Below are 13,785 nucleotides of genomic sequence, written 5' to 3'. Positions count from 1 at the left end.
TTTTCCTGACTACAACGTCAGCGGCGTAGAATGCGGCGCCTTGCGCATCAACACCTGTGGACGTTTTGCCTGTGAATTCCGTTACTGATCAACCTGTCGCCGTTTGTCTTTCTCGCCCCGCGCGGATTCGCCTGGAGCTGAAAACCCTGCTCGCCCTCGCCTTGCCAATCATCATCGCGCAACTGGCGACCACCGCCATGGGCTTTGTCGATGCGGTGATGGCCGGGCGTGTCGGGCCGAAAGACCTGGCGGCAGTGGCGTTGGGCAATTCGATCTGGGTGCCGGTGTTTCTGCTGATGACCGGCACACTGCTGGCAACCACACCGAAAGTTGCCCAGCGCTATGGCGCCGGTACGCACAGCGAGATCGGCCCGATTGTCCGTCAGGCTCTGTGGCTGGCATTGGTGGTTGGTCTGATCGCCACGGCGATGCTGCTCGCTGCTGAGCCCGTTCTGCACTTGATGAAGGTCGATCCGGAACTGATCGGTCCGTGCATGCAATATCTGCATGGCATCGCCAGCGGTCTGCCGGCGGTGGCGATCTACCATGTGCTGCGTTGCTTCAGTGATGGCCTGGGCCGCACGCGGCCGGCGATGGTGTTGGGCCTGTGCGGGCTGGCGCTGAATATTCCACTGAACTACATTTTCATTTATGGCCATTTCGGCGTGCCGGCCATGGGCGGCGTCGGCTGCGGTTGGGCCACGGCGATCGTGATGTGGGTGATGGCCCTCGGCATGGCCGGCTACGAGCGCTGGGCTCCCGCGTATCGCTCAAGCGAGCTGTTCAGCCGTTTCGACTGGCCACAGTGGGCGGTGATCAAGCGGCTGCTGGCGATCGGTCTGCCGATCGGCATTGCGGTGTTTGCCGAGTCGAGCATTTTTGCGGTGATCGCCCTGCTGATCGGCAGCCTCGGTGCCACGGTGGTCGCCGGGCATCAGATTGCGCTCAATGTCAGTTCGCTGGTGTTCATGATCCCCTACTCGCTGGGCATGGCCGTCACCGTGCGCGTCGGTCAGGCGCTCGGCCGTGAGGAGCCGCGCGAGGCGCGCTTTGCTGCGGGTGTCGGCATGGCCACGGCACTGGCCTATGCGTGCCTGTCGGCGAGCATGATGCTGGTGCTGCGTGAGCCGATTGCGGCGATCTATACGGCTGATCCGACAGTGATCCACATTGCCGCGATGCTGATCGTCTATTCGGCGCTGTTCCAGTTTTCCGATGCGATCCAGGTCACCGCCGCCGGCGCCCTGCGCGGTTATCAGGACACGCGCGTGACGATGATTCTGACCCTGTTCGCCTATTGGGGCATCGGCTTGCCGGTGGGTTACGCCCTCGGCCTGACCGACTGGCTCGGCGAACCACGCGGCCCGAGCGGTCTGTGGCAGGGTCTGATTGTCGGCTTGAGCTGTGCGGCACTGATGCTGTCGATCCGCCTGACCCGCAGCGCGCGCAAACGCATCCGCATCAGTCGCTCGGCTGGCTGAGCAGTTTCTACCGCAGCAAAAAAATGTGGGAGCCAGACTGCTGGCTCCCACAATTGTTTAAGCGTTGGCCTCGGACTCAGGCGTGTTTCTTGCGAATCCAGTACAGGTAAGTACCGGCCTCTTCGCGCTTGCCGACCAGTTCATGGTCGAGGAACACGCAGAATTTGGGGATATCGCGCTGGGTCGACGGATCGGTGGCGATGACCTTGAGCAGGCCGCCAGGCACCAGGTCACGGATGTGCTGGTGCAGCATCATCACCGGCTCAGGGCAATTGAGGCCGGTGGCGTCGAGGGTGCCGTCGACCGGGGTATCGAACATTTCACTCATGGTTCACTCCTGAAACTGGCCGACATTGTCGCGCATTGCCGGGGGTTCGGTCACCTGCGGTATTAAGCCACACACTCCGGTGGGAGCGAGCCTGCTCGCGAAGGCAATCTATCAGTCAATACATCATTGGCTGAACCAACGCTTTCGCGAGCAGGCTCGCTCCCACAGGGCTTCGTCTTGTGTCAGCGCGATTTGGGCTTCTTTGTGTCATGCCGGCGCAAATGGCAGGTCACCTCTTCACGGTCGTGATACAGCTGTTTGCAGCCAATATCGACTTTGATCCCGCGGGCCTTGAAGCCATCGGCGATGCGTTCAAGCAAACGCTTCACTTCGGCATAGCGCTGTTTCATCGGCAACTTCAGATTGACCACCGCCTCGCGGCAATGGCCCTCGCCGATCCACTCTTCGAGCATCGCCGCGTTACGCGCCGGTTTCTCGACGATGTCGCAAACCATCCAGTCCACCGGTTGCTTGGGCTTGAAGGTAAAGCCGTCAGCCATCAGGTGCTGAACCAGCCCCGTGTCCATCAGACTTTCGGCCATCGGGCCGTTGTCGATGGCGGTTATCAGCATGCCGCGATTGACCAGTTGCCAGGTCCAGCCGCCGGGCGCGGCGCCTAGATCGACGCCGGTCATGTCGCTGTGCAGACGATCTTCCCATTGATCACGTGGAATGAAATGGTGCCACGCTTCTTCCAGTTTTAGCGTCGAACGGCTCGGCGCCTCGCGGGGAAATTTCAACCGGGGAATGCCCATTGGCCACATCGCCGAGTTACCAGCGTCGGCCATGCCGAGAAACACTTCGCGGCCACTTTTGAACGTCAGCAGCAGGCGCGGCTTGCTGACGTCGTCCACAAGTTTGCCGGCAGCGGTCAGGGCTTTGCGCAGCGGGCCTTCGAACTTTTTGCAGAAGTTCGACAGCTCCTTGCCGTCGTTGGTGTCGACTACTTCCAGCCACAGGCTGCCGCAGAGCGGGAACTCGGCCATGTGCGCGAGAATCACGCTGATACGGTCGGTTTCCGGCAAATCGATGAAGAAGCCGCGCGCCCATTGCCGCGGGAAAATCAGCTCGGCGAAACGCTGACCGCGCATCAGGCGCTCGGCGCCGTCTGCTTCGGTGCAGACAAACTCGGCGTACGCCGTGGCCGCTTTGGCCTTGGCGTAACCGGCCACGTTCAACTGGGCGGCGAGGTCGGAAATCTCCGAACAGACTTCGCCTTCGAAGCCTGGCCGGCAATGCATGAATAGGGTGTTCATTGTTACTCCTGGGCAAAGGACGAGGATTGGTCCCCTGCGCGCTGCTCAAGCCTTGCTTCACAGCAAAGCCTGTCACGAAAACCGGCGCATGATAGCCGATGTTGGAACCTTGGTTCTCGCCACAGAGTCCAGTTAATAGCCAGCTATTCAAAACAGGGCTAGGTTTAATGCTCTGTCCGTTTCCTCAGTCCGTAGCCGTGCGGACTCAAAGGAGTGCTCGTAATGCCGTCCCTCGATAGCCTGAAAACGCTCAAAACCCTACAAATCGACGACCAGACCTACCATTATTTCAGCCTGCCGGACGCCGCCAAGAGCCTCGGCGATCTCGACAAACTGCCGATGTCGCTGAAGGTGCTGCTGGAAAACCTGTTGCGCTGGGAAGACGAGAAAACCGTCACCGGCGCTGACCTCAAGGCCATCGCCGCATGGCTCAAGGAGCGCCGTTCCGACCGCGAAATCCAGTACCGCCCGGCCCGCGTCCTGATGCAGGATTTTACTGGCGTACCCGCTGTGGTCGACCTCGCCGCCATGCGCGCGGCGATGGCCAAGGCCGGCGGCGATCCGCAGCGGATCAATCCGTTGTCGCCGGTGGATCTGGTGATCGACCACTCGGTGATGGTCGACAAATTCGCCTCGGCCAGCGCGTTCGAACAGAACGTCGATATCGAAATGCAGCGCAACGGCGAGCGTTACGCCTTTCTGCGCTGGGGCCAGAGCGCTTTCGATAATTTCAGCGTGGTGCCGCCGGGAACCGGGATCTGTCACCAGGTCAACCTTGAATACCTCGGGCGTACGGTGTGGACCAAGGACGAAGACGGGCGCACCTATGCCTTCCCCGATACGTTGGTCGGCACTGACTCGCACACCACCATGATCAACGGCCTCGGCGTGCTCGGCTGGGGCGTTGGCGGGATCGAAGCGGAAGCAGCGATGCTCGGCCAACCGGTGTCGATGCTGATTCCGGAAGTGATCGGTTTCAAACTCACCGGCAAGCTCAAGGAAGGCATCACTGCCACTGACCTGGTGCTGACGGTCACGCAAATGCTGCGCAAGAAAGGCGTGGTGGGCAAATTTGTCGAATTTTACGGGGATGGCCTCGCTGACCTGCCGCTGGCCGACCGTGCGACCATCGCCAACATGGCCCCGGAATATGGAGCGACGTGTGGGTTCTTCCCGGTCGACGAGGTCACACTGGACTACCTGCGCCTCTCCGGGCGGCCGCCGGCCGTGGTCGAACTGGTCGAGGCATACACCAAGGCGCAGGGCCTGTGGCGCCTGCCCGGTCAGGAGCCACTGTTCACCGACAGCCTGGCGCTGGACATGGGCAGCGTCGAAGCCAGTCTGGCGGGCCCGAAACGGCCGCAGGACCGCGTTTCGCTGCCCAATGTTGCGCAGGCGTTCAGTGATTTTCTCGATTTGCAGTTCAAACCCACTAGCAAGGAAGAAGGCCGTCTGGAAAGCGAGGGTGGCGGTGGCGTTGCGGTGGGCAATGCCGACTTGGTCGGTGAGGCGGAGTACGAATATGAGGGCCACACCTATCGGTTGAAAAATGGCGCCGTGGTCATCGCCGCGATCACCTCGTGCACCAATACCTCTAACCCGAACGTGATGATGGCTGCCGGGTTGCTGGCGAAAAAGGCAGTAGAGAAAGGCCTGACCCGCAAACCGTGGGTGAAAAGTTCACTGGCGCCAGGTTCGAAAGTGGTCACCGACTACTACAAGGCCGCCGGTTTGACGCAATATCTCGATCAGCTCGGGTTTTCCCTGGTTGGCTACGGCTGCACCACCTGCATCGGCAACTCCGGACCATTGCCTGAGCCGATCGAGAAAGCCATCCAGAAAGCCGATCTGACCGTGGCCTCGGTGTTGTCCGGCAATCGTAACTTCGAAGGCCGCGTGCATCCGCTGGTTAAAACCAACTGGCTGGCCTCGCCGCCATTGGTCGTCGCCTATGCCCTGGCCGGCAGCGTGCGCAGCGACATCAGCAGCGAGCCGCTGGGTGAAGACCAGCAAGGCAATCCGGTGTATTTGCGTGATATCTGGCCGAGCAGCCAGGAAATCGCCGACGCGGTGAATCAGGTCAACACCGCGATGTTCCACAAGGAATACGCCGAGGTGTTCGCCGGCGATGAGCAGTGGCAGGCGATCGAAGTGCCCCAAGCGGCGACGTACGTGTGGCAGCACGACTCTACCTACATTCAGCATCCGCCCTTCTTCGACGATATCTCCGGGCCGCTGCCGCAGATCGAAGACATCAAAGGTGCGCGCGTATTGGCACTGCTCGGCGATTCTGTAACCACAGACCACATCTCCCCCGCCGGCAACATCAAGGCTGACAGCCCTGCCGGGCGTTATCTGCGCGAGAAAGGTGTGGAGCCGCGTGACTTCAACTCTTACGGCTCACGGCGCGGCAACCACGAAGTGATGATGCGCGGCACGTTCGCCAATATCCGTATCCGCAACGAAATGCTCGGCGGCGAAGAAGGCGGCAATACGATCTACATTCCGACCGGTGAAAAACTGGCAATCTACGACGCGGCCATGAAGTATCAGGCGTCGGGGACGCCGCTGGTGGTGATTGCCGGCCAGGAATACGGCACCGGCTCCAGCCGCGACTGGGCAGCTAAAGGCACCAACCTGCTCGGCGTGAAAGCGGTGATTGCCGAAAGTTTCGAGCGGATCCACCGCTCGAATCTGGTAGGCATGGGCGTGCTGCCGCTGCAGTTCAAGCTCGACCAGAATCGCAAGAGCCTCAACCTGACCGGCAAGGAAACCTTTGAAATCCAGGGGCTGACCGGTGTGGAGCTGACGCCACGGATGAATCTGCCGCTGCTGATCACTCGTGAGGATGGGCGTCAGGAGAAGATCGAGGTGTTGTGCCGCATCGATACCTTGAATGAGGTGGAGTACTTCAAGGCTGGCGGGATTCTGCATTACGTATTGCGGCAGTTGATTGCTTCGTAATATTTGCAGAAACAGAAACACCGCCATCTGGCGGTGTTTCCCTTTGCGCGCAGCACTTTTCCACAGGCGAAAAAAAACCCGCCGAAGCGGGTTTTTCCCAAGACCATTATCGACTCCCTGTCGGCAGCGATCCTTGCAATGGTCGATCGTCCTTGATCCTGAAACACTCCCTGTGTCTCAGTTGATGTGTGTAGATTACCCAGTGGATCCAATCAGAAATAGTCGTAAAAGCTACCAGAGCGTGTAAGACATTCGCCATAGACGCCCTTCCGAAAACCCTTAGCCGCGTCAGGCACCACCGCTTTCACGGGCCTTGGCGCTCTCTGCGAGGAAATGCTCGAGCCTGCCTAATTGCTCCTCCCAGCCACGACTGTCCATGTAATAGGCTTCTTTCTGACGAATATCGGGAATGTGCGCAAAGCCGGACTCAGAGACTTTCAACAGCGTGCCACTTTCAAAATCCTCTAGCTCGAATCTGACCAGCGTGGTCGGCTCCTGTGAGTAATCGACCTTCGGGTTGACCGCATACGGATGCCAGCGAAACGAAAACAACTGCTGCGGCTCGACCCGCTCGATCAGCACATTCCATAAAACGTGTTCATAACCCGGATACGTGACCTGCCCTTGCGTCCATTCACCGGCAATGAACCGACGGCCCTCCAGCGCCACGCCAAACCACTGACCAAACGCCTCGGCGTCGACCAGGGCACGCCAGACATGCGAACGCGGCGCCTTGAGCGTGATCTTGCGTTCGAAACTATTGGGTACTGGCTTCATACGTCACCTCCTGTTCTGAACACTAGGCTTGTATGACCACATGTCCAATGTGAAGTTGTATCAAAGCGGTGCAGCCACTTCCGAAAGGAAACATCCTGCTGCCATTTTTTGCCGGTGCCACGATGGATGCCGATCCCCTCTCGCAGCGAAGCTGGTACCTTTGCCAGCGACATGAATGAAAAGGATTGCGTCATGCTGCCATCCCTTGCCGATCGTTATCGCGGTGCCCTTCTCGGTCTGGCGTGCGGCGACGCCGTAGGTACTACGGTTGAGTTCAAACCACGCGGATCATTCCAACCGTTGACCGACATGGTTGGTGGTGGCCCCTTCCACCTCGAACCCGGGCAATGGACCGATGACACCTCGATGGCGTTGTGTCTGGCGGAAAGTCTGCTGACCAAAAATGGCTTCAATGCGGTTGATCAGATGGGCCGCTATCTCAATTGGTGGCAGTGGGGTTATCTCAGCTCGACTGGTGAGTGTTTCGATATCGGCACGACCGTCAGTCAGGCGCTGGCACACTATCAGCAAACCGCTGACCCTTTTGCCGGCTCGACCGACCCATACAGCGCTGGTAACGGTTCGCTGATGCGCCTGGCTCCGGTGGTGCTGTTTTACTTTCCCGATCTCCAGCAGATCCACACCTTTGCCGCCGACAGTTCGCGAACTACCCACGCCGCCCCGGAAGCCATCGAGTGTTGCCAGTTGCTGGCTGGCTTGATCGCCAAAGCCCTTGCAGGCGCAAGCAAAGCAGAGCTGCGCCGGCTGTCATCCGCCAGCTTCTCACAGCCCAAGGTCGCGGCCATTGCCCGTGGCGATTACTTCAGCCTGTCCGAGGCAGATATCAAAGGCAGCGGCTACAGCGTGCAGTCGCTGGAAGCAGCGCTGTGGTGCTTTCAGCGTACGAACAGCTTTGCAGCAGCGATATTGCAAGCGGCCAATCTGGGCGATGACGCCGATACCACTGCTGCGATTACCGGTCAGTTGGCCGGCGCCTATTACGGCGTACAGGGCATTCCTGCGCATTGGCTCGCTACCCTGCACGACGGTGCAGAGATTGCGGCTATAGCCGACCGTTTGCTCGCAGCTTCCCGAATTCGCCCGACTGAATGAACGCAGCGCAAACGCTACACTGCTCGGCACCTGCCCTTCAATACAGCGAGATCTGACCATGTCCCCGCGCCTGCTTTTGGCTCTGTCGCCGTTACTGTTCTGCCCGCTCCTCCATGCCGCCGTTGACTGCGCGAATGCCAGCGATCAGGCGACAATGAATCAGTGTGCAGGCCAGGATTTTAAAGCGGCGGACAAGGAACTGAACACGGTATATCAGCAGATCACGGCACGGTTGAAGGACAATGCGGACGGCAAAAAACTGTTGGTCAGTGCACAGCGGGCGTGGATCGGGTTTCGCGATACCGAGTGCAAGTTCTCCGCCTCGGGCGTCGCGGGTGGAAGCGTCTATCCGCTGATTTACAGCAACTGCATGACCAGCATGACGAAAACCCGGGTTGAATCGTTGAAACAGTATCTGAAGTGCGAAGAAGGTGACATGAGCTGTCCGGTGCCGGGCGCCTGACACAGCTCTGAACCACAGACCCGCTCCCCAGTTGAAAGGCTTCCACTGGTGGGAGCGAGCCTGCTCGCGAAGCTGTCAGCCAGACACTGACCACTGAACGATCAAACGTGCGGATCCCCCGGCGCCTTGCTCGGCACCGCGTACTGCGGCTTGAGATGACCGTCCTGATCAAGCAACCAGGCATCCATGATCTGCCGCACCACTGGCCCGGCGACACGACCGCCGGCCTCGCCGTTTTCGATCATTACCGAAATGGCAATCTTCGGATGTTCAGCCGGGGCGAAACCGACGAACAAGGCGTTGTCGCGGTGGCGCTCAAGGGTTTTCTCGCGGTTGTAGCGCTCGCCCTGCTTGATCGCCACCACCTGCGCCGTACCGCTCTTGCCAGCGATGCGGTATTGCGCACCCGCCGCAGCCGCGCGGGCAATACCTCGAGCATCATGCATCACCATTTGCATGCCGTGGTTGACCTGCTCCCAGTCGCGCGGATCCTTGAGCAGAATGTTCGGCATCGGATGCTCGTCGACTGGCGCGACGCCATCGACGGTTTTGGCCAGGTGCGGACGGTTCCACACCCCTTTGTTGGCGATCAATGCCGTGGCCTGAGCCAGTTGCAGCGGCGTGACCTGCATATAACCCTGACCGATACCGAGGATCACGGTTTCGCCCGGGAACCAGGCCTGGCGCCGCGTGGCGCGCTTCCAGGCTTGCGACGGCATGAGGCCGGGTGACTCTTCGAACATGTCCAGCGAGACTTTCTCACCGAGGCCGAACATCGCCATGTAATCATGCAGGCGATCGATGCCGAGCTTGTGGGCCAGATCATAGAAGTAAGTATCGTTGGAGCGCATGATCGCTGCATCCATGTCCACCCACCCGTCACCGCTGTGGTTCCAGTTGCGATACTTGTGATCGAAATCAGGGAGCTGGTAGTAACCGGGGTCGAACACGCGGGTCTGCGGTGTCACGACGCCAGCATCGAGGCCAGCAATCGCCACTTCCGGCTTGATGGTCGATCCCGGTGCGTAGAGCCCGCGCAGGACACGGTTAAACAATGGTCGGTCGATCGAGTCACGCAATGCCGAGTATTCCTTGGAGCTGATGCCGGTCACAAACAGATTCGGGTCGAAGCTCGGATTGCTGACCATCGCCAATACTTCGCCCGTCGACGGATCAAGCGCTACCACTGAACCACGGCGATCGCCCAAGGCGGCCTCTGCCGCTTCCTGCAGTTTGACGTCGAGGCTGAGCACGATGTTTTTACCCGGAACCGGATCGGTGTGTTTAAGCACCCGAAGCACCCGACCCTGAGCGTTGGTTTCGACTTCCTCATAACCGACATGGCCATGTAACTGCGCTTCATAGAATCGCTCAATGCCGGTTTTACCAATGGATTGAGTGCCGCGGTACTCGACCGAATCCAGGGTTTTTGCTTCTTTTTCGTTGATCCGGCCAACGTAGCCGATTGAATGGGCAAAATGCGCCCCGAGCGGATAATCGCGAACAAATTGCGGCTCGACATCAATGCCCGGCAAACGAAACTCGTTGACGGCCAATACGGCGATTTGCTCTTCGGTCAGCTCGTAGAACAGCGTCACCGGGGTAAACGGGTGACGGGATTGCTTCATCGCCTTGTCGAAAACCGCGCGATCCTCCGCGGGCAGATGCAAGAGATTGATGACCTCGTCCAGCTCTTGATTGACGTCGCTGGCGCGTTCGCGGGTGATGGTCAGGTTGAAGCTGGGACGATTATCGGCGAGTACCACGCCATTGCGGTCGTAGATCAGGCCGCGCGTCGGCGGGATCGGCAAGACGTGAACGCGGTTGTTTTCCGAGATGGTCGAGTGGTAATCGAACTCCACTACTTGCAGGATGTACAAGCGCACGACCAGAGCGCAGCTGACGGCGAAGACGAACAAGGCGCAGGCAATCAACCGTTTGTTGACCAGACGCGTCTCTTTTTCGTGGTCCTTGATCGGGATGGCTTCAGGCATTTCTACAGCAACTCTTTGACATGAATGAATGCCGATCCTTGGGCATGGCTGCAGTCCGTAAAAACGAGCTGCACCATACCAAAAACTGCCCGGTCACTTCAGGACGTTTTTTTAATGACGATGGTTAGAGCGGATCAATGCACCGGCGAAACTTTCTCGCAGGCAAAACAAAACCCCAACTGCTTTCGCAATTGGGGTTTCGGAATTTAATCTTGACGATGACCTACTCTCACATGGGGAAACCCCACACTACCATCGGCGATGCATCGTTTCACTGCTGAGTTCGGGATGGGATCAGGTGGTTCCAACGCTCTATGGTCGTCAAGAAATTCGGGTACTGACTCGTGACCAGATGGCCTCGCTTCAGCAAATCGGGTATGTGACAGCTGTCGGTGTTTGTGCGTTTCGAACTTTCGGTTCGTTTCGTCTTCACACACCGCAATCTGGTCTCTTTCGAGTTCGCAAATTGCTTGGGTGTTATATGGTCAAGCCTCACGGGCAATTAGTATTGGTTAGCTCAACGCCTCACAGCGCTTACACACCCAACCTATCAACGTCGTAGTCTTCGACGGCCCTTCAGGGAACTCAAGGTTCCAGTGAGATCTCATCTTGAGGCAAGTTTCCCGCTTAGATGCTTTCAGCGGTTATCTTTCCCGAACATAGCTACCCGGCAATGCCACTGGCGTGACAACCGGAACACCAGAGGTTCGTCCACTCCGGTCCTCTCGTACTAGGAGCAGCCCCTCTCAAATCTCAAACGTCCACGGCAGATAGGGACCGAACTGTCTCACGACGTTCTAAACCCAGCTCGCGTACCACTTTAAATGGCGAACAGCCATACCCTTGGGACCGGCTTCAGCCCCAGGATGTGATGAGCCGACATCGAGGTGCCAAACACCGCCGTCGATATGAACTCTTGGGCGGTATCAGCCTGTTATCCCCGGAGTACCTTTTATCCGTTGAGCGATGGCCCTTCCATACAGAACCACCGGATCACTAAGACCTACTTTCGTACCTGCTCGACGTGTCTGTCTCGCAGTCAAGCGCGCTTTTGCCTTTATACTCTACGACCGATTTCCGACCGGTCTGAGCGCACCTTCGTACTCCTCCGTTACTCTTTAGGAGGAGACCGCCCCAGTCAAACTACCCACCATACACTGTCCTCGATCCGGATAACGGACCTGAGTTAGAACCTCAAAGTTGCCAGGGTGGTATTTCAAGGATGGCTCCACGCGAACTGGCGTCCACGCTTCAAAGCCTCCCACCTATCCTACACAAGCAAATTCAAAGTCCAGTGCAAAGCTATAGTAAAGGTTCACGGGGTCTTTCCGTCTAGCCGCGGATACACTGCATCTTCACAGCGATTTCAATTTCACTGAGTCTCGGGTGGAGACAGCGCCGCCATCGTTACGCCATTCGTGCAGGTCGGAACTTACCCGACAAGGAATTTCGCTACCTTAGGACCGTTATAGTTACGGCCGCCGTTTACCGGGGCTTCGATCAAGAGCTTCGCGTTAGCTAACCCCATCAATTAACCTTCCGGCACCGGGCAGGCGTCACACCCTATACGTCCACTTTCGTGTTTGCAGAGTGCTGTGTTTTTAATAAACAGTCGCAGCGGCCTGGTATCTTCGACCGGCATGAGCTTACGGAGCAAGTCCTTCACCCTCACCGGCGCACCTTCTCCCGAAGTTACGGTGCCATTTTGCCTAGTTCCTTCACCCGAGTTCTCTCAAGCGCCTTGGTATTCTCTACCCAACCACCTGTGTCGGTTTGGGGTACGGTTCCTGGTTACCTGAAGCTTAGAAGCTTTTCTTGGAAGCATGGCATCAACCACTTCGTCACCCAAAGGGTAACTCGTCATCAGCTCTCGGCCTTAAGATCCCGGATTTACCTAAGATCTCAGCCTACCACCTTAAACTTGGACAACCAACGCCAAGCTGGCCTAGCCTTCTCCGTCCCTCCATCGCAATAACCAGAAGTACAGGAATATTAACCTGTTTTCCATCGACTACGCTTTTCAGCCTCGCCTTAGGGACCGACTAACCCTGCGTCGATTAACGTTGCGCAGGAAACCTTGGTCTTTCGGCGTGGGTGTTTTTCACACCCATTGTCGTTACTCATGTCAGCATTCGCACTTCTGATACCTCCAGCAAGCTTCTCAACTCACCTTCACAGGCTTACAGAACGCTCCTCTACCGCATCACCCGAGGGTGATACCCGTAGCTTCGGTGTATGGTTTGAGCCCCGTTACATCTTCCGCGCAGGCCGACTCGACTAGTGAGCTATTACGCTTTCTTTAAAGGGTGGCTGCTTCTAAGCCAACCTCCTAGCTGTCTAAGCCTTCCCACATCGTTTCCCACTTAACCATAACTTTGGGACCTTAGCTGACGGTCTGGGTTGTTTCCCTTTTCACGACGGACGTTAGCACCCGCCGTGTGTCTCCCATGCTCGGCACTTGTAGGTATTCGGAGTTTGCATCGGTTTGGTAAGTCGGGATGACCCCCTAGCCGAAACAGTGCTCTACCCCCTACAGTGATACATGAGGCGCTACCTAAATAGCTTTCGAGGAGAACCAGCTATCTCCGAGCTTGATTAGCCTTTCACTCCGATCCACAGGTCATCCGCTAACTTTTCAACGGTAGTCGGTTCGGTCCTCCAGTCAGTGTTACCTAACCTTCAACCTGCCCATGGATAGATCGCCCGGTTTCGGGTCTATTCCCAGCGACTAGACGCCCTATTAAGACTCGCTTTCGCTACGCCTCCCCTATTCGGTTAAGCTCGCCACTGAAAATAAGTCGCTGACCCATTATACAAAAGGTACGCAGTCACCCAACAAAGTGGGCTCCCACTGCTTGTACGCATACGGTTTCAGGATCTATTTCACTCCCCTCTCCGGGGTTCTTTTCGCCTTTCCCTCACGGTACTAGTTCACTATCGGTCAGTCAGTAGTATTTAGCCTTGGAGGATGGTCCCCCCATATTCAGACAAAGTTTCTCGTGCTCCGTCCTACTCGATTTCATTGATAAGAGATTTTCGCGTACAGGGCTATCACCCACTATGGCCGCACTTTCCAGAGCGTTCCGCTAATCTCAAATCAACTTAAGGGCTAGTCCCCGTTCGCTCGCCACTACTAAGGGAATCTCGGTTGATTTCTTTTCCTCAGGGTACTTAGATGTTTCAGTTCCCCTGGTTCGCCTCTTGCACCTATGTATTCAGCACAAGATAACCATCTTATGATGGCTGGGTTCCCCCATTCAGACATCTCCGGATCAAAGTCTGTTTGCCGACTCCCCGAAGCTTTTCGCAGGCTACCACGTCTTTCATCGCCTCTGACTGCCAAGGCATCCACCGTATGCGCTTCTTCACTTGACCATATAACCCCAAGCAATCTGGTTATACTGTGAAG

At 57.5% G+C, this 13,785-nt stretch carries 8 protein-coding genes and 2 rRNA genes; 4 read left to right on the top strand and 6 right to left on the bottom strand.

Annotation, left to right across the window (positions count from 1 at the left end; all coding sequences use genetic code 11):
* The first annotated feature begins 71 nt into the window (after positions 1-71).
* Positions 72-1,481 (top strand): MATE family efflux transporter, encoded by a 1,410-nt coding sequence (locus J3P93_RS09185; protein WP_434596744.1) that lies wholly within the window; start codon positions 72-74, stop codon positions 1,479-1,481.
* A gap of 76 nt (positions 1,482-1,557) precedes the next feature.
* Here the strand turns inward: J3P93_RS09185 and tusA are convergent, their stop codons facing one another.
* Both tusA and rlmM read right to left on the bottom strand, forming a co-directional pair.
* Positions 1,558-1,809 (bottom strand): sulfurtransferase TusA, encoded by a 252-nt coding sequence (tusA, locus tag J3P93_RS09180; protein WP_434596741.1) that lies wholly within the window; start codon positions 1,807-1,809, stop codon positions 1,558-1,560.
* A gap of 182 nt (positions 1,810-1,991) precedes the next feature.
* Positions 1,992-3,065 (bottom strand): 23S rRNA (cytidine(2498)-2'-O)-methyltransferase RlmM, encoded by a 1,074-nt coding sequence (gene rlmM / locus J3P93_RS09175; RefSeq protein ID WP_434596739.1) that lies wholly within the window; start codon positions 3,063-3,065, stop codon positions 1,992-1,994.
* A gap of 222 nt (positions 3,066-3,287) precedes the next feature.
* Here rlmM and acnA point away from each other — a divergent pair, with 222 nt between their 5' ends.
* On the top strand, positions 3,288-6,029 hold the full coding sequence (gene acnA, locus J3P93_RS09170; RefSeq protein WP_434596737.1) for an aconitate hydratase AcnA: 2,742 nt from the start codon (positions 3,288-3,290) through the stop codon (positions 6,027-6,029).
* A gap of 288 nt (positions 6,030-6,317) precedes the next feature.
* On the opposite strand, the gene J3P93_RS09165 is transcribed toward acnA, so the two are convergent.
* Positions 6,318-6,806 (bottom strand): SRPBCC family protein, encoded by a 489-nt coding sequence (locus tag J3P93_RS09165; RefSeq protein WP_434596735.1) that lies wholly within the window; start codon positions 6,804-6,806, stop codon positions 6,318-6,320.
* 192 nt (positions 6,807-6,998) lie between these two features.
* Between J3P93_RS09165 and J3P93_RS09160 the strand changes: the two genes are divergently transcribed.
* Both J3P93_RS09160 and J3P93_RS09155 read left to right on the top strand, forming a co-directional pair.
* Positions 6,999-7,919, top strand: coding sequence for an ADP-ribosylglycohydrolase family protein (locus J3P93_RS09160; RefSeq protein ID WP_434596733.1), 921 nt, complete (start codon positions 6,999-7,001; stop codon positions 7,917-7,919).
* A gap of 58 nt (positions 7,920-7,977) precedes the next feature.
* Positions 7,978-8,382, top strand: a complete 405-nt coding sequence (locus J3P93_RS09155) for a lysozyme inhibitor LprI family protein (RefSeq protein ID WP_434596731.1) — start codon at positions 7,978-7,980, stop codon at positions 8,380-8,382.
* A gap of 101 nt (positions 8,383-8,483) precedes the next feature.
* Here J3P93_RS09155 and mrdA read toward each other — a convergent pair whose 3' ends face one another.
* The 3 genes from mrdA to J3P93_RS09140 all read right to left on the bottom strand — a co-directional run bounded on the left by mrdA (position 8,484) and on the right by J3P93_RS09140 (position 13,751).
* Complete coding sequence (gene mrdA, locus J3P93_RS09150) at positions 8,484-10,376, bottom strand: penicillin-binding protein 2 (RefSeq protein WP_434596729.1); 1,893 nt, start codon at positions 10,374-10,376, stop codon at positions 8,484-8,486.
* Between the two features lie 210 nt (positions 10,377-10,586).
* A 5S ribosomal RNA gene (rrf, locus tag J3P93_RS09145) occupies positions 10,587-10,702 on the bottom strand.
* Between the two features lie 155 nt (positions 10,703-10,857).
* Positions 10,858-13,751 (bottom strand): 23S ribosomal RNA (locus J3P93_RS09140).
* Positions 13,752-13,785: the final 34 nt, after the last annotated feature.

Origin of the sequence: Pseudomonas sp. R3-57, from assembly GCF_051132065.1 — a bacterium.
Taxonomy (GTDB): domain Bacteria; phylum Pseudomonadota; class Gammaproteobacteria; order Pseudomonadales; family Pseudomonadaceae; genus Aquipseudomonas.
This window is presented reverse-complemented; position numbering and strand designations above follow the sequence as displayed.

Coding starts and splice junctions, on each gene's coding strand:
- tusA (WP_434596741.1), bottom strand. CDS start 1,809: ATGAGTGAAATGTTCGATACCCCGGTCGACGGCACCCTCGACGCCACC.
- rlmM (WP_434596739.1), bottom strand. CDS start 3,065: ATGAACACCCTATTCATGCATTGCCGGCCAGGCTTCGAAGGCGAAGTC.
- acnA (WP_434596737.1), top strand. CDS start 3,288: ATGCCGTCCCTCGATAGCCTGAAAACGCTCAAAACCCTACAAATCGAC.
- J3P93_RS09165 (WP_434596735.1), bottom strand. CDS start 6,806: ATGAAGCCAGTACCCAATAGTTTCGAACGCAAGATCACGCTCAAGGCG.
- J3P93_RS09160 (WP_434596733.1), top strand. CDS start 6,999: ATGCTGCCATCCCTTGCCGATCGTTATCGCGGTGCCCTTCTCGGTCTG.
- J3P93_RS09155 (WP_434596731.1), top strand. CDS start 7,978: ATGTCCCCGCGCCTGCTTTTGGCTCTGTCGCCGTTACTGTTCTGCCCG.
- mrdA (WP_434596729.1), bottom strand. CDS start 10,376: ATGCCTGAAGCCATCCCGATCAAGGACCACGAAAAAGAGACGCGTCTG.